Annotated in this window: 19 protein-coding genes; 11 read left to right on the top strand and 8 right to left on the bottom strand. The window is 68.5% G+C overall.

What is annotated here, in order from left to right; translation table 11 throughout:
- The first annotated feature begins 30 nt into the window (after positions 1–30).
- On the top strand, positions 31–651 hold the full coding sequence (locus AAW00_RS01630) for a hypothetical protein (protein ID WP_156169892.1): 621 nt from the start codon (positions 31–33) through the stop codon (positions 649–651).
- On the opposite strand, the gene folP is transcribed toward AAW00_RS01630, so the two are convergent.
- Together folP and AAW00_RS01620 are read right to left on the bottom strand one after the other, a co-directional pair.
- Positions 648–1760, bottom strand: coding sequence for a dihydropteroate synthase (folP, locus tag AAW00_RS01625; RefSeq protein WP_047002608.1), 1113 nt, complete (start codon positions 1758–1760; stop codon positions 648–650). The two genes, AAW00_RS01630 and folP, sit on opposite strands and share 4 nt — an antisense overlap.
- A 7-nt stretch (positions 1761–1767) precedes the next feature.
- On the bottom strand, positions 1768–2919 hold the full coding sequence (locus AAW00_RS01620) for a site-specific DNA-methyltransferase (RefSeq protein ID WP_047002607.1): 1152 nt from the start codon (positions 2917–2919) through the stop codon (positions 1768–1770).
- A 384-nt stretch (positions 2920–3303) separates the two neighbouring features.
- Here AAW00_RS01620 and AAW00_RS01615 point away from each other — a divergent pair, with 384 nt between their 5' ends.
- Positions 3304–3612, top strand: a complete 309-nt coding sequence (locus tag AAW00_RS01615; RefSeq protein ID WP_047002606.1) for a hypothetical protein — start codon at positions 3304–3306, stop codon at positions 3610–3612.
- 1 nt (position 3613) lies between these two features.
- Here the strand turns inward: AAW00_RS01615 and AAW00_RS01610 are convergent, their stop codons facing one another.
- Together AAW00_RS01610 and AAW00_RS01605 are read right to left on the bottom strand one after the other, a co-directional pair.
- Positions 3614–4528 carry an oxidoreductase gene (locus tag AAW00_RS01610; RefSeq protein WP_047002605.1) on the bottom strand — a complete coding sequence of 305 codons (915 nt, stop codon included), beginning with the start codon at positions 4526–4528 and terminating at the stop codon, positions 3614–3616.
- A complete protein-coding gene (locus tag AAW00_RS01605; protein WP_047002604.1) occupies positions 4525–5163 on the bottom strand; it encodes a ribonuclease HII in 639 nt (212 codons plus the stop codon). Before AAW00_RS01605 ends, AAW00_RS01610 begins: the two co-directional genes overlap by 4 nt.
- Positions 5164–5233: 70 nt before the next feature.
- Here AAW00_RS01605 and AAW00_RS01600 point away from each other — a divergent pair, with 70 nt between their 5' ends.
- The 6 genes from AAW00_RS01600 to AAW00_RS01575 all read left to right on the top strand — a co-directional run bounded on the left by AAW00_RS01600 (position 5234) and on the right by AAW00_RS01575 (position 10006).
- Positions 5234–6376, top strand: coding sequence for a PQQ-dependent sugar dehydrogenase (locus AAW00_RS01600; RefSeq protein WP_241461604.1), 1143 nt, complete (start codon positions 5234–5236; stop codon positions 6374–6376).
- A 44-nt stretch (positions 6377–6420) separates the two neighbouring features.
- Positions 6421–6939: a GNAT family N-acetyltransferase gene (locus AAW00_RS01595; protein WP_047002602.1), complete on the top strand. Its 519-nt coding sequence runs from the start codon at positions 6421–6423 to the stop codon at positions 6937–6939.
- A gap of 26 nt (positions 6940–6965) precedes the next feature.
- Positions 6966–7514: a DUF1285 domain-containing protein gene (locus AAW00_RS01590; RefSeq protein ID WP_047002601.1), complete on the top strand. Its 549-nt coding sequence runs from the start codon at positions 6966–6968 to the stop codon at positions 7512–7514.
- Positions 7511–8113: a CoA pyrophosphatase gene (locus tag AAW00_RS01585; RefSeq protein ID WP_047002600.1), complete on the top strand. Its 603-nt coding sequence runs from the start codon at positions 7511–7513 to the stop codon at positions 8111–8113. The genes AAW00_RS01590 and AAW00_RS01585 overlap by 4 nt, the downstream gene beginning before the upstream one ends.
- A gap of 1 nt (position 8114) precedes the next feature.
- Complete coding sequence (locus tag AAW00_RS01580) at positions 8115–9296, top strand: CCA tRNA nucleotidyltransferase (protein ID WP_156169968.1); 1182 nt, start codon at positions 8115–8117, stop codon at positions 9294–9296.
- Between the two features lie 212 nt (positions 9297–9508).
- Positions 9509–10006 (top strand): hypothetical protein, encoded by a 498-nt coding sequence (locus tag AAW00_RS01575; protein ID WP_156169891.1) that lies wholly within the window; start codon positions 9509–9511, stop codon positions 10004–10006.
- A gap of 64 nt (positions 10007–10070) precedes the next feature.
- Here AAW00_RS01575 and parC read toward each other — a convergent pair whose 3' ends face one another.
- Entirely contained in the window at positions 10071–12368 is a 2298-nt protein-coding gene (gene parC, locus AAW00_RS01570) for a DNA topoisomerase IV subunit A (protein WP_047002597.1), read from the bottom strand.
- A 104-nt stretch (positions 12369–12472) separates the two neighbouring features.
- Here parC and AAW00_RS01565 point away from each other — a divergent pair, with 104 nt between their 5' ends.
- Positions 12473–13015 (top strand): type 1 glutamine amidotransferase domain-containing protein, encoded by a 543-nt coding sequence (locus tag AAW00_RS01565; protein ID WP_047002596.1) that lies wholly within the window; start codon positions 12473–12475, stop codon positions 13013–13015.
- 225 nt (positions 13016–13240) lie between these two features.
- Positions 13241–14083, top strand: coding sequence for a DUF4349 domain-containing protein (locus tag AAW00_RS01560; RefSeq protein ID WP_052761714.1), 843 nt, complete (start codon positions 13241–13243; stop codon positions 14081–14083).
- On the opposite strand, the gene AAW00_RS01555 is transcribed toward AAW00_RS01560, so the two are convergent.
- The 3 genes from AAW00_RS01555 to AAW00_RS01545 all read right to left on the bottom strand — a co-directional run bounded on the left by AAW00_RS01555 (position 14080) and on the right by AAW00_RS01545 (position 16707).
- The gene (locus tag AAW00_RS01555; RefSeq protein WP_047002594.1) at positions 14080–14409 is read right to left on the bottom strand and encodes a 2Fe-2S iron-sulfur cluster-binding protein; all 330 of its coding nucleotides are present in this window, start codon (positions 14407–14409) and stop codon (positions 14080–14082) included. The genes AAW00_RS01560 and AAW00_RS01555 overlap by 4 nt on opposite strands.
- Positions 14406–15476, bottom strand: a complete 1071-nt coding sequence (locus tag AAW00_RS01550) for a cysteine desulfurase family protein (RefSeq protein ID WP_047002593.1) — start codon at positions 15474–15476, stop codon at positions 14406–14408. The genes AAW00_RS01555 and AAW00_RS01550 overlap by 4 nt, the downstream gene beginning before the upstream one ends.
- Before the next feature lie 184 nt (positions 15477–15660).
- On the bottom strand, positions 15661–16707 hold the full coding sequence (locus AAW00_RS01545; protein WP_047002592.1) for a cysteine desulfurase family protein: 1047 nt from the start codon (positions 16705–16707) through the stop codon (positions 15661–15663).
- Between the two features lie 113 nt (positions 16708–16820).
- Here AAW00_RS01545 and AAW00_RS01540 point away from each other — a divergent pair, with 113 nt between their 5' ends.
- Positions 16821–17477: an alpha/beta hydrolase gene (locus AAW00_RS01540; protein WP_047002591.1), complete on the top strand. Its 657-nt coding sequence runs from the start codon at positions 16821–16823 to the stop codon at positions 17475–17477.
- The last annotated feature ends 48 nt before the right edge of the window (positions 17478–17525 follow it).

Here is a 17525-nt window from a genome sequence, read left to right as displayed (position 1 = left end):
TTAAGAGCGGGTTCGTGCGATTTTACTAACATGCGTCAAGCGTGGAAACTGGCGGCCGGTGCGATTGCCGCGATCATGATGGTCGCCTGCGATCCGGGTGGTGTGGAGGCAGACCAGGCCTCGACACTTGCCGTGGAAGGTCCTGACGAAGTGCACTTGCGCACAGCGCGCCTTGGCCCGGTCCTCTACAGCTTCGACGATTCCCGGCTGGTCCCTACCGAGGTGAAGCTGGCCATCCCGCCGACGTTCGACGATACCGCCTTCGCCTCCAAACTCATCCCTGTTGCCCGGGCCGACCGGCTCGGCGCCGCGCAATGCCGCTATGACGAGGACGACCAACCCGACCCTTGCGATGCCGCACAGGAAAGCGGCCTCTCGCTGGCCCTGCTCGAACGCCCGCTAGCGGAATATCGCGCTGCTTTTGCGCGGGGCGACATCGAGCCGCTCGACGATGCGATGATGGATGGCTCCGAAGGGTTTTCGGTGGTGGTGAACGAGGGAGCGCGCGAAGCGGAGTACAGTTTCGCCGGCGTCGGCGACCGGACCCTGCTGGTGGTGCAACAGTCCGATGACGACGACCCGGCTCTGGACGAGGAACTGGCAAGAGTGCTTGCAACGATCCACGCCGCCGATCCCGCGGCGAGAAGCTAGCTCACCAGCCCCGCAAAATCGGTAAGCGCCGCGTCGCGCAGTCCGCGCCACACGTTCCTTGCCTGCACCGTCTCGAACACATCGTGCACCCGCAGCAGTTGCACGCCCGCGTCCATCCCGAGCTGCGCCAGCGCCAGGCTGCCGCCGGTGCGCCTGTGCGCGGGCACCTCGTTGCTGAGCGCGCCGATCATCCGCTTGCGGCTCGCGCCGAGCAGCAGCGGGCAGCCGAGCGCATGATACATGGCGAGATGGTTGAGAACGGCGAGGTTGTCAGCCAGCGACTTGCCGAAGCCCACACCGGGGTCGAGCACGATGCGATCCTGCGCAATCCCGCCGGCGACCGCCCGGTCGCGCGCGTCCTTAAGGAAATCAAACACGTCGAAGGCCACGGCCTCGTAGTCGGGCTCGGCGTGCAGGTCCTCCCCGTTGCCGGACGCGTGCATCAGCACCACGGGCTTGCCGCTCGCCGCCGCGAATTCGAGGCTGCGCGGGTCGTAGCGCAGGGCCGAGACGTCGTTGATGATTGCCGCGCCCGCCACGACCGCCGCCTCCATCACCGCGGGACGGCGCGTGTCGATACTTACGGCCGCGCCCATCGCCACACAGTGCTCGATGGCGGGAACGACGCGCTGCGCCTCCTCGCCTTCCCAGACGGCCTTGGCGCCGGGCCGCGTGCTTTCCCCGCCGATGTCGATGATGGCCGCGCCGGCCTCGTGCATGGCGGCGGCGTGGGCACGCATTTCCTCGGGATCGTCCATGAAGCGGCCACCGTCGGAAAAGCTGTCGGGCGTGACGTTGAGAATGCCCATGACCTGCGGCTGGTCGAGCCGCACCGTGCGGCTCCCCAGCTGCATCGGCGGGTGGGCGGTCCTGAGGCCCGACCACTGCCGCTCGCCCTCGGGGCCTAGTTCGTCCGGCAACCGCGCGAGGGCCGAGTCGATGCCCGACGGGGTGACCACCTCGCGGCTGATCGTCTTCCCGTCGCGCCGCACGATCACAGCGAATTCGCGCGCATAGACCATGCCGCCGGCCAGTCGCACCGCGTCGCCCTCCACGGCCTGCGGGCCGGAAACGGCGGTGAGCGGGTGGATGTACAGGCGGGCAGTCATGAGCGGGTCAGTCCTCGCTCGCCAGCAGGTAGAGTCCGCGCGCCGCGTCGATGGGTCTCATCTCGCCGCCGCATTCGTAATGCCAGAAGGTCCAGCCGTTGCAGCTCGGCGCGCCCTGCAAATCCTTGCCTACGCCGTGGATGGAGCCGACCTGCTTGCCGCATTCGATGGAGCCGTCGGCGCGCACGGTGGCGGTCCAGCGGCGCTGCTTGTCGAACACCTGCGTGCCGGGCTTGAGCAGTCCCGCTTCCACCACCGCACCGAAGGCGACGCGCGGCTGGCTCTTGCGGCTCTGCATCGTGGCGAGCGCGCTTTCGTCCAATGGCAGCTCCTTCTCGATCCGGGCGCGCGCGACCTTGCGATAGGTCTCCTCGCGCTCGCAGCCGATCCACTCGCGGCCCAGCCGCTTGGCCACCGCGCCGGTGGTGCCGGTGCCGAAGAACGGGTCGAGCACCACGTCGCCCGGCTCGGTCGTCGCCAGCAGCACGCGGTAGAGCAGCGCCTCGGGCTTCTGCGTCGGGTGCGCCTTGTGACCGTCCGCGTCCTTCAGCCGCTCACCGCCCGAGCAGATCGGAAAGGTCCAGTCGCTGCGCATCTGCAGCTCGTCGTTGAGTGTCTTCATCGCGCGATAGTTGAAGTGGTATTTCGCCTTCTCGCCCTGGCTCGCCCACAGCAGCGTCTCGTGCGCATTGGTGAAGCGGGTGCCGCGGAAGTTGGGCATGGGATTGGTCTTGCGCCAGACGATGTCGTTGAGGAGCCAGAACCCGAGGTCCTGCAGGATCGCGCCGACGCGGTAGATGTTGTGATAGCTGCCGATCACCCACAGCGCCCCGTCGGACTTCAGAACCCGTCTGCACTCCGTCAGCCAGTCCCGTGTGAAATTGTCGTAAACCGTGAAGCTGTCGAACTGGTCCCAGTGGTCGGTCACGGCATCGACATGGCTGCCGTCGGGTCGGTTGAGGTCGCCGCCGAGCTGAAGGTTGTAGGGCGGGTCGGCGAAGACGAGATCGACGCTCGCATCGGGCAGGCGGCGCATCGCCTCCACGCAGTCGCCGGAGAGGATCCGCCCCAGCGGCAGGTCCTCTTTCGCGACGGCGACAGCTTTCGGACGGCGCGTGGCCGCGCGGATTTTCGTCAGGTTTCCCACCAAGACCCCCATGAGTTATCCACAGGGTGTGGCCCGCCCGAACTCTGCCGGTCAAGCGGCAAATTTCAGGGCAGGCCCCAGCTCTTGCGCGGAACGAAGCGAGTCCGGCACAAGATGTTGAGGCCGGCACAGTGAAGTAGGCTCGCTATCTTGTGGTGTGGCGCGAAGGACTCGCTGATGCGATGGATGGAACCTGCGATTGGGTGGCCGCGTACCGCTGGTATGAAAACAGCAGCAAGTCTCATCCCCATCGTCATGCTCTCCGCCTGCGTCACGTCCGGGCCCCCGGCTCCTGCGGGCCCATCAACCGGACCCGGGCCCTATGCGGCGGTCCAGCGCCCGCTCCCCGCCGACGAGAATCGCATTTACCTCCTTGCCGCGAGCGGGGGTCGCATAGTGGTCCGCAACGATTGTGTGCTGTTTGCCCGCCTGAATGGCAGCGTCGTGCTGCCGGTGTTCGAGGACGGCGTCGTCACCGGCCGGGATGCGCGGGGGCCCTGGCTCTACGATCCGGCGAGCGAGGAATATTTCCGCGACGGCACCAAGGTGCGGGTCGGCGGCGGCGGACCGGGCGAGAGCATAGCGGCCCTGTCGGCGCGGGTCTCTCTCGCCCAGCCCGTGCCGGCGCGCTGCTTGGATGGCATGACGCAGGACGAGACCCACGTGCTCAACCCCGGCATCCGCTACTGGAATTTCGACGAATAGCTCAGACCGCGAGCGTAACGCCCGTCATCTCTTCCGAAACGGTCCACAGCCGCGCCGCCAGTGCCTCGTCGTGGGCGCGGGGCATGGCGTGGGCGCGGGCCGACGTGTTGCCGCTGATCTCGCGAAAACCGTAGGGGCCGTAGTAGTCGCCGCCCTCGGCGTTCGGGTCGGTCGCGGCCTGGAGCGCGGGCAGCGCGCCCTGCTCCGACGTGTTGAGCGCAAAGGCCATCAACGGCTTGAGCAAGGCGCCGCCGGGCAGGTGCCGCGTCAATTCCGATGCCGCAACACCCGGGTGGCAGGCGATGGCGGCCACCGGCGAGCTGGCGGCGCGCAGACGGCGGTCGAGCTCCAGCGCGAACAACAGGTTGGCGAGCTTGCTCTGGCCGTAGAACTTGCTCCGACCATAACCTTGCGACGCATCGAGGTTGTCGAAATCGATGTCGGCCCGGCGGTGGGCTATGCTCGACTGCACGACGACGCGCGGGGCCTGTCCCTCGGCCAGCTTGGCGATCAACGGCAGGGTAAGTGCGAAATGGCCGAGGTGATTGACCGCGAACTGCAGCTCGGCACCCGCCGTGGCGTGGGAGAGCGGCGGCATCATCACGCCCGCGTTGTTGACGAGCAGGTCTAGCCGCGGCTCTGACTTCGCCTGCTCCACCGCGCCCGCCACGCTGGCGAGGCCGGCAAGGTCGAGCGGAACGAAGTCGAGGTCCGCCGAGGCGTGCTCGCTGCGGATTTTCGCCATCGCCGCTTCGGCGCGCGATCTCTCGCGGCAGGCCAGCAGCACCCGCGCGCCCTTCATGGCGAGGTGGCGGGCGATTTCCGACCCGATGCCGGTGTTGGCGCCCGTCACCATCGCGGTGCGGCCGGTCTGGTCGGGAATGTCGGCAAAGGCGAAAGACTGTGCGGGCGTCATGCAAATAGCTCCATCTGGGCCACCGGCGCGAAGCTGCGGCGGTGCAGCGGGCTCGGCCCGTGGCGACGCAACGCCTCGAGGTGGCTCTGCGATCCGTAGCCCTTGTTGCTGTCCCAGCCGTATTGCGGATGGCGGCGCGCGGCCTGCACCATCAGCCGGTCGCGGTATTCCTTGGCGAGAATGCTGGCGGCACCGATGCACGCCTCGCGCGCGTCACCGCCGACGATCGGCGTCGCCTCCCACCGCCAGCGCGGGTTGCGGCCCGCAGGCGTCAGGTTACCGTCCACCAGCGCGGCGATCTGGTGGCGACCGGCCGCATTGCACAGTTGCTCCATCGCAAGGCACATGGCGAGCATCGTCGCGCCGAAGATGTTGAGCCTGTCGATGGTGGCGACGTCGACCACGCCGATGCCGAAGGCGCAGCGCCGGCGGATGCGCGCCTCCGCCTCGGCCCGGGCCTTGGCGCTCAGCTTCTTGGAATCGCCCAGCCCGGCGGGTGCGGGCTTGCATAGCAGGACGGCGGCGGCCACCACGGGTCCGGCAAGGGGCCCGCGCCCCGCCTCGTCCACGCCCGCGACCAGTGGTCCGTGGCCGAGACCGGCACAAAATCCAGGCGAAGGGGTTCCCGAAAGCATGCGACACTCAATCCTGACCACCGCCCTATTCCCCGCCGCGCTCGCTCTCGCAAGCTGTCAGGGAGGCGAAATGGGGGAAACCACGCCGTCTTCGACGCCGACGATAGCTGCCGCCGATGGCGTGGTGGCGGGTCAGCGCGTGTCGCTCGCCTCGGATTCGCCCTTCGCCGCCGCCAGCCACGGCACCTTTGCCGAGCCCTGGGCGCTCGCGTTCGAGCCGGGCACCGGGCGCGTGTTCGTTACCGAGAAGCGCGGCGCCGCCAAGCTCTACGATCCGGCCACGGGCACGGTGCGCGAAGTCGGCGGGATGCCGCAAGTGGCCTACGGCGGACAGGGCGGCCTCGGCGACGTGGCCTTTGCGCCCGACTACGCCACCAGCCGCACGATCTACTTGAGCTGGGTGAAGGCCGACCAGGGCGATGCCCGGCGTGCCGTGGTGGGCCGCGGCACGCTCGCCTGCGACGCCGCCGCCTGCCGGGTCGAGAACCTGCAGCAGATCTGGCAACAGAGTGTCGCCATCGAGAGCCCCGGCCACTTCAGCCACAAGATGGCCTTCAGCCCCGACGGTCGCTACCTCTTCGTCACCAGCGGCGAGCGGATGCAGCAGGCCCCGGCGCAGGACTTGTCCAACAACCTCGGCACCGTCGTGCGCCTGACGCCCAACGGCCGCGCCGCGCCGGGCAATCCCTTCGCCGATCGCGCCCAAGCAACCAATGCCACGGCGGAGATCTGGACCTACGGCCAGCGCAACCTGCTCGGCATCGCCTTCGATCCGCAGGGCCAGCTGTGGGAAATCGAGCACGGCCCCGCCGGCGGTGACGAGCTCAACCGCGTGGATCGGGGAGCCAACTACGGCTGGCCCGTCCGCTCGAACGGCGATCAGTACAACGGCGACACCATCCCCGATCACACCGCCGACGACGGGTTTGCCCACCCGGCCATCAGCTGGAACCCGGTCATCGCCCCGGGCGACATGATCTTCTACACCGGCGGTATGTTCGCAGACTGGCGCGGACAGGTGCTGGTGGCGAACCTCAAGACCAAGTCGATCAGCCGCGTCGTCACCAACGCCGCCGGCAACAGCGCGAGCGAAGCGGCGCGTTACGACTTCCCCAATCGCCTGCGCGACATCGCCCAGGCGCCCGACGGGGCAGTGTGGGTGATCGAGGACGGCGACAACGGCCGGCTGCTGCGCCTGACACCGCGTAGCTAATTCCCGTTGCGCGGGGAGGCGCCCGGCCCTATCGGCGCGCGCCCATGGATGTAGCCGCCGCCACCCTGATCCCGCTCGAGGCGGTCGAACCCGCGATGATCGAGGCGCTGCTCGACCGCGCCTTCGGGCCGGACCGGCGCGCGCGCACGTCATACAAGGTTCGCGAGAGCGTGGACTGGCTGCCCGCGCTGAGTTTCGCGGTGCTCGATGAGGGCGACATGCTAGCGGGCACCATCCAGGTCTGGCCGGTGGCGCTGACCGACGCCGAGGGCCGCCGCCACCCCATGCTGATGGTCGGACCCGTCGCCGTCGTGCCCGAACGGCAGGGCGAAGGCTTCGGCCATGCGCTGATGGCGGCGATGCAATCGGCGATCGATAAAAGCGCCGCGCTGCCGCAGGTCCTAGTCGGCGATCCGGAGTATTACGCCCGCTTCGGCTTCACCGCCGCACCCACGCAGGGCTGGCAGCTTCCCGGTCCGTTCGAGCGGCACCGGCTGATGGTTCGCTGCGACAATCCGGGCGTTCTGCCGGACGAGGGCATGCTCGGCCCTTGGATTGGCTGACGCGCCGTGCCATCGGGTCTTGACCGATGGCCTATGACGTTCCCCCCGACCTTGCCGGCCTGAGCCTCGCCGAGATCGCCGAGCTCGTCGCCGCGCGCAAGTTGCCGCCGGTGGACCAGTGGAACCCCGAGGCGACCAGCGACAGCCGGATGCGGATCGCCGAGGGCGGCACCTGGTATCATGACGGCAGCCCGATCACCCGCCCGGGCATGGTGCGCGCCTTCGCGAGCCTGCTGCGCCGCGACGCGGACGGCTCCCATTGGCTCGTCACCCCGCATTATCGCCAGTCGATCGAAGTCGAGGACGCGGCCTTCATGGCGGTGGACATGAAGGCGGAAGGCGGCGCGCTGACCTTTCGCCTGAACACCGACGAGTTCGTGGTCGCCGGTCCGGACCATCCCTTGCGCGCCGCGGGCGACCCGGACGCGCCCGCCATCTACCTCGCCGTGCGCCACGGCAGCGAGGCGCGGCTCGACCGCTCGACCTGGCTGCAACTGGCCGAGCACGCGCTGGCCGAGGGCGACGGGCTGGAAGTGACCAGCCAGGGCGCGACCTTTTCGCTCGCCCCCGCATGAGCGCGCTGTTCGACCGCCTCGCCCGCCTGTTCGAGGCGACCCACCACATCGGCATCGAGGGCCTGCGCGACGACAGCGACATCGCGGGCGAGACGCTGCGCGATGCGGCCGTCCTCATCGCCGTCACCGACCGCCCGGAGCCGGGCCTGCTGCTCACCCACCGCCCCGAGACCATGGCGGCCCATCCCGGCCAGGTCGCCTTTCCCGGCGGCAAACTGGAGCCCGGCGAGGATGCCGTGGCCGCCGCCCTGCGCGAGGCGGAGGAGGAACTGGCCATCCAGCCTTCGCAGGTGCGCGTCGTAGGCGCGGCGCAGCCCTTCGTCACCGGATCGGGCTTCATGCTGACCCCGGTGCTCGGGCTCGTGCCCCCGGACCTGCCCATCCGACCGGACCCGCGCGAGGTCGCCGGCTGGTTCGAGGCGCCGCTGCGCTTCGTGCTCGATCCCGCCAACCATGTCGGCAAGACCGGCCTCTTCAAAGGGCACGAGCGCGCCTACACCGAGATCGACTGGCAGGGCCATCGCATCTGGGGCATCACCGCAGGGATCATCGTCAACCTGTCGCACCGGCTGGCTTGGAAGGAACTGGTCGATGGCTGAGATTGCGCGCAAACTCCCCGCGGCAGAATGGTGCAGCCGCGATGACCTCATGCGCCTCGTCGAGGTGCTGGGCGCGGATAATATGCGCTGGGTCGGCGGCGCGGTGCGCGATACGCTGCTCGGCAGCGGCGCGCACGATATCGACGCCGCGACGACGCACCAGCCCGCCGAGGTCATCCGCCGGCTGGACGAGGCGGGCATCCGCTCGGTGCCCACCGGCATCGCCCACGGCACCGTCACCGCCGTGCTCGAAGGCGGCCATGTCGAGATCACCACGCTGCGCTACGACACGGCCACCGACGGCCGCCATGCCGAGGTCGCCTTTACCGCCGATTGGCGCGAGGACGCGGCGCGGCGCGATTTCACCATCAACGCGCTCTACGCCCACCCCATGACGCTTGAGGTGTTCGACTGGTTCGGCGGGCTCGAGGATCTCGCCGCCAGCCGCGTGCGCTTCATCGGCGACGCGCGCGAGCGCATCCGAGAGGATCACCTGCGCATTCTGCGCTATTACCGTTTCCAGGCGCGCTTCGGCAGCGAGCTGGACGCAGACGCGGAGGAAGCCTGCGCCGAACTCGCACCCACGCTCAAGGGCCTCAGCCGCGAGCGGGTGGGCTGGGAATTGCAGAACCTGCTGACCGTCACCGATCCCGTCGCCACCGTGCGGCGCATGGCGGAGAGGGGCGTCCTCGGCGTCGTCCTGCCCGAAGCCGGCGAGGCTGAACTCGACGCATTCGAGGCGCTGGTCCAAGCCGAAGCCGAGGCGGGCCTGCCGCCCTCGCCCATCCGCCGCCTCGCCGCGCTGCTTCCCGCCGATCCGCGCGTGGCCGAGACGCTCGCCGCCCGGCTGCGCCTCTCCACTGCCATGCGAAAGCGCCTCGTCACCGCCGCCAAGCGCGACGGCGCACCTGGCGATCCGCGCGCCCTCGCCTTCCGGCTAGGCCGCGAGGAAGCCTTCGATCGACTGCTGCTGGCGGGCGAGAGCACCGCGCCCATCGAGGGCTGGGAAATCCCGCAGTTCCCGCTGAAGGGCGGGCAGGTGGTGGAGCGCGGCGTGAAGGCCGGACCCGAGGTCGCCCGGGTGCTGAACACCGTGCAGGATCGCTGGATCGACGAAGGCTTCCCCGATGCCGAGCGCGTCCACGCAATGCTCGACGAATTGCTTGCCGCCGAGCGCACCTGACCCGCAGCCCTTGAATTTGCCTGCAAATCCGGTGCAGGAGGGGTTCAGGCGGCCCTGCTACAAGGGTTTTCGACGGGATGGGGCCCGACAAGGCCCCTAGTGTCTGCCGCAATCGGCTTGCCGCCCGTCCGCCAGTTTTCCGGCCATCGTCGGAACCCATATACTCTCGCCCCTGCACCATGCCCGGGGGCGACAAGACAGGAAATTATCGCATGACCAGATTCGCTCTCACCGCCGCCGCTACGCTTGCCGCCCTCGTCGCCGCGCCCGCCGCCGCGCAGGAAGTCGGCACCACGATCGTCGGCAACGACGGCGTGGCCATCGGCACCGTGCTTGCCAACGACGGCACCGGCGTGGTGGTGGATACCGGCACGCATCAGGTTCCGCTGGGCGTGGAGGCCTTTGCCGAGCGTGACGGCGCGTGGACGCTGAACACCACGCAGGCCGAGCTCGACACCGCCTACGGTGCGATGTTGGCCGAGCAGGAAGCCGCGCTTGCCGCCGCGCTGACCGTTGGCGCAAGCGTCGTCACCGCCGATGCGCAGGCGCTCGGCCCGGTGACCGAGATCAACGGCGAGACCGTCGTGGTCACGCACATGGACACCCCGCTCGCCCTGCCGCGCGAGGCCTTCGGCGTCGATGCCGAGGGCACGCTGATGGTGCGCGCCGACATGGCCGCGATCATGGCCGCGATGAACGGCGCGGGCTGAGGCCAGGCCATACACGACCCGAGGGGCCGGCGGAGCGATCCGCCGGCCCTTCTTTTTTGAAAGCTCAGAACCTGTTGTCCTTCGGAAAGCCCTGAGGCGGCAGGCGGCCGGCCGCGCCGCGCGCCACTTTCCACATCCCGATCTCGTTCTCGGTCCGCGTGCGCCCGGTCTCACCGCCCATGGTCCAGCTGAGGCCGTCCGCAAGCGTGAAGGTGGTCGCATCCGCGAGGCCGCCGTCGCGGTAGCGTTGCAGGGTGACGCCCTGCCCGCGGCTCATCACCGGCATCTCCTCCAGCGCGAAGACCACGAGCTTGCGGTTGTCGCCGACCACCGCGACGTGATCGTGCGCGGGCGCGACGGTGCGGGCGACCAGCAGCTTCGCATCGCCTTTGAGGTTCACCACCTGCCGGCCCTTGCGCGTCTCGGCGAGCAATTCGTCGGTCACGGCGACGAAGCCCTTGCCCACGGTGCTGGCGAGCAGCAACTGCTTGCCCTTCTCGTGCACGATCAGCGCCACGATTCGCGCGCCCGCATCGATGTCGAGCGTATTACGCACCGGTTCGCCGAAGCCGCGTGCGCCGGGCAGCTTGTCCGCGCCCAGCGTGAAGAAGCGGCCGTCGTCCCCGGCGATCAGCAGCTTGTCGGTGGTCTGGCAGTGGACGGCAAAAGCCGGGCCGTCGCCTTCCTTGTACTTGAAATCGCCTGCACCGTCCTTGCCCAGTTCGACATGGCCCTTGGCAGCGCGCACCCAGCCCTTCTGGCTGAGGATAACGGTGACGGGTTCCTTCTCGATCATCGCGTCGGGATTGAACTCGACCGTTGGCGCGGCCTCGGCGATGGTCGTGCGGCGGGCGCCAAGGGCGGTGTCCTCGGCGTATTCCTTGCGCAGCGCCGCCATGTCCTTCTTCAATCGCGTGCGCTGGCGGGCGGGACTGGCGAGCAGGGCCTCGAGGTCGGCCTGCTCCTTCAGCAGGTCGTCCTTTTCCTGCCGCAGCTGCATTTCTTCCAGCTTGCGCAAACTGCGCAGGCGCATGTTGAGGATTGCTTCGGCCTGCCGGTCGGTCAGGCCGAACTCGGCCATCATCACCGGCTTGGGCTCGTCCTCGGTGCGGATGATTGCGATCACCCGGTCGAGGTTGAGGAAGGCGATGATGTAGCCCTCGACCAGCTCCAGCCGGTCGGCGATCTTTGCAAGGCGATGCTGGCTGCGACGCTGCAGGATCTCGATCTGGTGCGCCACCCAGTGGGTCAGCAGCTCCTTGAGCCCCATGACCATCGGCGTGCGCGTGTGGTCGAGCACGTTGAGGTTGAGGCTGAAGCGCGTCTCGAGATCGGTGAGCTTGTAGACGCTCTCCTTCAGCAGCTCCGGATCGACGTTGCGGCTGCGCGGCACGAGGACGATGCGGATGTTCTCGTCGCTCTCGTCGCGCACGTCCTCCAGGATCGGCAGCTTGCGGTCGCCGATGAGCGCGGCGATCTGCTCGATCAGCTTGCCCTTGGGCACCTGGTAGGGGATCTCGCTGATGACAAGCTGCCAGCCGCCGCCCTTGGCCCTCTCGATGCCGGCCGCGCGATCCGCCTCGTTATCGGCCTCGGGCGCATGGAACTTGCCGCGCACGCGGAAGCTGCCGCGCCCGGTCTCGTAGGCGTGGGAAATGGCCTCGGCGCTGTCCACCACCAGTCCGCCGGTGGCAAAGTCGGGACCCTGGAACACCGCCATCAGCTCGGCGTGGGTGACGTCCTTGTTGAACAGCACCAGCTCGGCCGCGTCGAGCACTTCGGCGACGTTGTGGCTGGGGATGCTTGTCGCCATGCCCACCGCGATCCCGCTCGACCCGTTGGCGAGCAGGTTGGGGAACAGGCCGGGGAAGAGGACGGGTTCCTCCTCCTCGTTGTTGTAGGTCGGCACGAAGTCGACCGTGCCCTCGTCCAGCCCGGCCATCAGCTGCATGGCGGTGCGCGTCAGGCGGCACTCGGTATACCGTTCTGCCGCCGCGCCGTCGCCGTCGATGTTGCCGAAGTTGCCCTGCCCCTCGACCAGCGGGTAGCGCAGGCTGAACGGCTGGGCGAGACGGACCATGGCATCGTAGAGCGCCACGTTGCCGTGCGGGTGGAACTTACCCATCACGTCGCCGACCACGCGGCTCGACTTCTTGAAGGCGCTGTCGGGTGAAAGGCGCAGGCCGCGCATGCCCCAGAGGATGCGGCGGTGGACCGGCTTCAGCCCGTCGCGCAGGTCGGGCAGCGAGCGGGCGGTGATCGTGGACAGCGCATAGACCAGGTAACGCTCTGCAAGGGCGCTTTCAAACGGTTCGCGCTCGATGCCTTCCTCGGCAGTCGTTTCGTCGGGAGGGGATGCCATGCGGTTCGCCCTATCACCGCCTCCTTTCGGCGGACAGCGCGGAAACCGTCACTTTCCCCATCCGTTGGACGGGCAAGCACAATCAAACAGGAAAGACCCCAACCATGGCCAAACGTATCATGATCCTCGCCACCAACGGTTTCGAGCAGTCGGAGCTCGAGCAACCCAAGGCCACGCTGGAAAAGGAAGGCTACGAATGCGTCGTGGTCAGCCCGGAAGAAGGCGAGATCAAGGGCTGGGACCAGAAGGACTGGGGCGACAGCGTGAAGGTCGACATGGCCTTGGCCGAGGCTGATGAAGGCGATTTCGACGCACTGCTGCTGCCCGGCGGTCAGATGAACCCCGATATCCTGCGTATGGAGGAAAAGGCCGTCGAACTCGTCCGCGCCTTCGACGAAGCAGGCAAGCCTATCGCGGCAATCTGCCACGGGCCGTGGCTGCTGGTCGAGGCGGACATCGTCGACGGTCGCCGTGTAACGAGCTGGCCCTCGGTTCGCACCGACCTCGAGAATGCCGGGGCCGACGTCGTCGACGAAAAGGCCGTGGTCGATGGCAACCTCGTCACCAGCCGTAACCCGGACGACATCCCGGCCTTCTGCGAAGCCTTCATCGAGCTTCTCGAAACCGAGGAAATGGAAGCCGCCTGATCCAGCGTTTTAGCCGCCCGATATCGGGCTGACCAAAGGCCCCGTCGCTCACCCGAGCGACGGGGCTTTTTGTATCTGGCGCAGCCCGTGTCCAAATGTGGCGAAAATGTGGCTTGCCTTCGCACGGCCCTCGTGAGATTGTGGCGACAATAAGGCGGAACAACCGCGGTCGCGACGGGAAATGTGTCACGAGAGGATCATGCCATGTGTAGGAAAGTGAAATTGATGCTCGCCGCTTCGCTCGGCCCGCTGGTGCTGACGGCCTGCGACCAGGCGGGCGGCCCGCGCCGCGAAAGTGCCGAGCAGATCGAGGCGGCCACGACCGATATGGCGGCCGAGTCTGTCGAGGACGGGTCTTCGGACTTCTCCACATCGCTTCCGCAGCTCGCCTACGAGTACGGCTTCACCTTTGCCCTTCCCGGCGAGGACCTGCGCCGCTTGCAGCGCCAGCATGCCACCCTGTGCGAACAGCAGGGACCGCAAAGCTGCGTCATCTCGGGCCTGAGCACCCACGGCTCCATCGACGACAACGACGTCACCGGCGAACTGCAGATGCTCGTCGCCACACGCCACGCCCGCGCCTTCGGGGCGCTGCTGGAGGAAGAGGCCGAGGGCATGGGCGCCGAGCAGCTCTCCGCCGATATCTCCACCGACGAGGTCTCCCGCCAGCTGACCGACAGTGAAGCCTACCTCGCCAGCCGCATCGAATTGCGCGACCGACTGCGCGAAGTGCGCCGCACCCGGAGCGGCAGCGTCGAGGAACTGGTCCAGGCCGAGCGCGAACTGGCCGCGGTCCAGCAGGAGATCGACGCCGCGCGCTCCACCCTGTCGCAGACGCAGGGGCGGGTCGCCATGAGCCGGATGACCGTCAGCTACGAAAGCACCGCGCCGGTCGGCGGCGACTTCCTTGCGCCCGTGCGCGGGGCCATGGGCTCGGTCGGCACGATCCTGGGCACGCTGCTCGCCATCGCCATCCTGCTCGCCGCGGTGGGCCTGCCGCTGCTGGGCGCGGCGCTCGGCCTGCGCTGGGCGAAGCGCCGGCTGCAGGGCGCTCCCGCCGAGGCCTAGAACCCCTGCGCGTCGTTGCTGTCGGCAGGGATGCGCACCGAGATGCCGTCCAGCCCATTGTCCAGCACGATCTGGCACGAGAGGCGGCTGGTGGCATGAACGTCGGCGGCGAGGTCGAGCATGTCCTCTTCCTCCTCGCTGGCGGCGGGCAGCTTGCCGAACCACTCGCTGCCCACGATGACGTGGCAGGTGGAGCAGGCCATCTGCCCCTCGCAGGTGCCCTCCAGCGGCATCCCGGCGGCCTGCCCGACCGCCAGCAGCACCTCGCCCGGCGCGGCCTCGGCGGTCACCCGTTCGCCCTTGCGCGTGGTGAAATGGACCTTCACTGGCTGTTCGCCGCGTCGAGGATCGTCTGCACGCCCTGCTCCAGTTGCTCCATCGTGGTGTAGCGGCCCCAACCCACGCGGATCGAGTTCTTCGCCTGCTCGTCGTTCAGGCCTATGGCCTTCAGCACGTGGCTGGTCTTGCCCGATCCGCTGGCGCAGGCGCTCCCGGCGGAGAACATGACGTCGCGACACTCGCTCATCAGCCGCGCCACGTCGAGGCCCTTGCGGCGCACGTTGAGGTTAGCGTGGAGGCGCGTATCCTCGTCACCATTGAGGGTCCAGTTGTCGGCGAACATCTCGCGCGCGCGGGTCCACAGCTTCTCGGCGTGGGCGGCGTCGTCCTCCATCCGCTCCTTCGCCGCCGCCGCCGCCGCGCCGAACCCGGTGACGAGCGCGGTGCTGAGCGTGCCCGAGCGCAAGCCCTCCTGCCGCCCGCCGGTGATGAAGGGATCGAGCTCCAGCCCGTGGCGCACCCACAGCGCGCCGATGCCCTTGGGGCCGTAGATCTTGTGCGCGGAAATGGCGATCATGTCCGCGCCCGTCACCTCCATCTTGCCGTAGCTCTGCACCGCGTCGCACAGGAACAGCGCGTTTTCCTCCTTGGCCTTGCGATGCCATTCGACGGTCGGCTGGATGGTGCCGATCTCGTTGTTGACCTGCATCACGCAGACCAGCCGGGTGCCCTGTGGCAGCGACTGGTTGGTGTTGCACTGGCCGTTGGCGGCGACGTTCAGCAGGTGCCGGTGGCCGAGCGCCTCGGCCGTCTCGTAGACCGCGGCGTGCTCGATGGCGGAAACGCTGATCGGGCCGTCGCCCGGCAGACCGCGCATGGCGATGTTGATCGCCTCGCAGGCGCTGCCGGTGAAATGCACGGTGCCCCCCGGCGGCAGCAGCGCGGCGACCTGCTCGCGCGCGAAGTCGATGGCAGCGCCGGCCTGTCGGCCCATTCGGTGCGGGCTGTGCGGGTTGGCGAACCCGGTGCCGTCCGCGGTATCGAGCCAGCGCAGCATGGCATCGCGCGCCTCGGGGGCGAGCGGGGTGGTGGCCTGGTTATCGAGGTAGATCATGCGCGCTCGTCCCCGCTGAGCGAAATTGACAGTGTCAAGCGATGCGCCGCAAGAAACCTCTCAAAAGCAAGCGTTTGCTGCATTTCCAAAGTTGACACTTCGCGTGGTGGCGGGGAAAATCGCAGGCTTATCATTGGCGACCCATAGGCCTTTGCACTCGGTGTAGGAAAGGGCGAGGGTCCAATCACGAGAGCGAAGTCCACGCCTTTGCAAAGGCGTCCAGCTCCTCCGCCGTGGTATTCCAGCCGAGCGAGACGCGGATCGTTCGGCGCGCGGTGTCGTCGTCCAGCCCGAAGGCCTTCAGCACGCGGCTCGGCTTCAATGAACCGGACGAGCATGCGCTCCCTGCCGAGACCGCGAAGCCCATCGCGTCGAGCCGGATCAGCAACGCCTGCGCGCTGAGCGAGGGGTGGGTCAGGGCGAGGATGTAGTCGCACTGGTAGCCCGGCTCCACGATCGCGCCGCTTTCGCGCAGGACCGCGCGGAAGGCGAACTGCGGCTCGGCGTCGGCGCGCCATTTGTCATGCGCGGCGGCTTCGAGCGCGGCGGCCATGCCGAGCGCGGCGGGCAGGTTCTCCGTGCCCTGCCGATAGCCGCGCTCGTGCCCGCCGACCGGCTCGAGCATGGCGAAATCGCGCACCAGCAAGGCGCCTACGCCCACGGGCCCGCCGAACTTGTGCGCGGCCAGTGCGGCCATGTCGGCGTCGGGCAGCGGCAGCTTGCCCGCGCTCTGCGAGCAGTCCGCCAGCAGCAGTCCGCCCGCCGCGCGGACCTGCTCGGCCAGCGGATTGCCCGCGCGCGGCAGCAGCACCGTGCCGGTCTCGGAATTGACGTGCTGGACGGCGAGGAGTGGCTTGCTTCCCGCTTCCAGCAGAGCGCCCAGCGCATCGCCATCGACCGCGCCGCCCGCGACCGGCACCACTTCGGCATCCGGCGCAGCGCGGAACACCGCGTCGTGCTCCACCGCGCTGGCGATCCGGCGATCCGCCTTCGCGCGCTGCAGGGCGATGGCGAGCGCCTCGCTCGCGCCACTCGTGAAGATCAGCTCGCCCTGCCAGCCCAGCGCCGCCTTGCAGCGTTCGCGCGCGTCCTCCAGCGCGGCGCGCGCCGCGCGGCCCTCGGCGTGGGGCGAACTGGGGTTGGCCCAGACCCGGAAGCCCTCCTCCATGGCCGCAAGCGCCTCGGGCCGGAGCGGCGCGGTGGCGGCGTGATCGAGGTAAATCCGGCTCATCTCGGAATGATTGCGAAAATCGGCACCGTGCCTATATAGCCGCCACCTTCCGCCGCGCCAGTCGATCCCGGCTGCGCTGGCGGGCCACCATTCCAGCAAGGCCGAACCCGCCCATGCCGCACGTCATCTTTCCCGGTCCCGAGGGCCGTCTCGAAGGTCGTTTCAGTCCCGGACCGCGTCCGCGCGCGCCCGTCGCCATGATCCTGCATCCGCATTCGCAGGGCGGCGGCACGATGAACGACCGCATCGTGCAGCGGCTGTACAAGACCTTCGTCAACCGCGGTTTCGCCACCCTGCGCTTCAATTTCCGCGGCGTGGGCCGCAGCCAGGGCAGCTTCGACAACGGCATCGGCGAACTCAGCGACGCGGCATCCGCGCTCGACTGGGTGCAGCAGATCCATCCGGAAGCGCAGGTGACCTGGGTCGCGGGCGTCAGCTTCGGCGCGCTGATCGGGATGCAGCTGCTGATGCGCCGCCCGGAAATCCGCGGCTTCATTTCCATCGCCCCGCCCGCCAACATGTACGACTTCAGCTTCCTCGCGCCCTGCCCGGCGAGCGGCATCTTCGTGCAGGGCACGGCCGATACCGTGGTGCAACCGCAGGCGGTTTCCAAGCTGGTCGACAAGCTGCGCACGCAAAAGCACATCACCATCCACCACGACGAAATCCCGCGCGCGAATCACTTCTTCGAGAACGAGATCGACGAGCTGATGACCTCGGTGGACAATTACCTCGACTTCCGCCTCGACCCGAGCTGCCCGATCACCTGATCGCAAGGCATTCCGCGCGGTCCCGCGCCAAAAGAGGCCCGGCAGCAG

It is taken from the genome of Aurantiacibacter luteus, assembly GCF_001010945.1.
Lineage (GTDB): Bacteria > Pseudomonadota > Alphaproteobacteria > Sphingomonadales > Sphingomonadaceae > Alteraurantiacibacter > Alteraurantiacibacter luteus.
Note: the sequence above shows the minus strand (reverse complement) of the source record. Positions and strands in the feature narration are given on the sequence as shown.

Excerpts from the sequence above, each read along its gene's own strand:
- AAW00_RS01540 (WP_047002591.1), top strand. The coding sequence starts at position 16,821 with ATGCCGCACGTCATCTTTCCCGGTCCCGAGGGCCGTCTCGAAGGTCGT.
- AAW00_RS01595 (WP_047002602.1), top strand. The coding sequence starts at position 6,421 with ATGGATGTAGCCGCCGCCACCCTGATCCCGCTCGAGGCGGTCGAACCC.
- AAW00_RS01550 (WP_047002593.1), bottom strand. The coding sequence starts at position 15,476 with ATGATCTACCTCGATAACCAGGCCACCACCCCGCTCGCCCCCGAGGCG.
- folP (WP_047002608.1), bottom strand. The coding sequence starts at position 1,760 with ATGACTGCCCGCCTGTACATCCACCCGCTCACCGCCGTTTCCGGCCCG.
- AAW00_RS01585 (WP_047002600.1), top strand. The coding sequence starts at position 7,511 with ATGAGCGCGCTGTTCGACCGCCTCGCCCGCCTGTTCGAGGCGACCCAC.
- AAW00_RS01605 (WP_047002604.1), bottom strand. The coding sequence starts at position 5,163 with ATGCTTTCGGGAACCCCTTCGCCTGGATTTTGTGCCGGTCTCGGCCAC.
- AAW00_RS01545 (WP_047002592.1), bottom strand. The coding sequence starts at position 16,707 with ATGAGCCGGATTTACCTCGATCACGCCGCCACCGCGCCGCTCCGGCCC.
- AAW00_RS01630 (WP_156169892.1), top strand. The coding sequence starts at position 31 with ATGCGTCAAGCGTGGAAACTGGCGGCCGGTGCGATTGCCGCGATCATG.
- AAW00_RS01620 (WP_047002607.1), bottom strand. The coding sequence starts at position 2,919 with ATGGGGGTCTTGGTGGGAAACCTGACGAAAATCCGCGCGGCCACGCGC.
- AAW00_RS01565 (WP_047002596.1), top strand. The coding sequence starts at position 12,473 with ATGGCCAAACGTATCATGATCCTCGCCACCAACGGTTTCGAGCAGTCG.
- AAW00_RS01600 (WP_241461604.1), top strand. The coding sequence starts at position 5,234 with ATGGGGGAAACCACGCCGTCTTCGACGCCGACGATAGCTGCCGCCGAT.
- AAW00_RS01575 (WP_156169891.1), top strand. The coding sequence starts at position 9,509 with ATGACCAGATTCGCTCTCACCGCCGCCGCTACGCTTGCCGCCCTCGTC.
- AAW00_RS01610 (WP_047002605.1), bottom strand. The coding sequence starts at position 4,528 with ATGACGCCCGCACAGTCTTTCGCCTTTGCCGACATTCCCGACCAGACC.
- parC (WP_047002597.1), bottom strand. The coding sequence starts at position 12,368 with ATGGCATCCCCTCCCGACGAAACGACTGCCGAGGAAGGCATCGAGCGC.
- AAW00_RS01560 (WP_052761714.1), top strand. The coding sequence starts at position 13,241 with ATGCTCGCCGCTTCGCTCGGCCCGCTGGTGCTGACGGCCTGCGACCAG.
- AAW00_RS01590 (WP_047002601.1), top strand. The coding sequence starts at position 6,966 with ATGGCCTATGACGTTCCCCCCGACCTTGCCGGCCTGAGCCTCGCCGAG.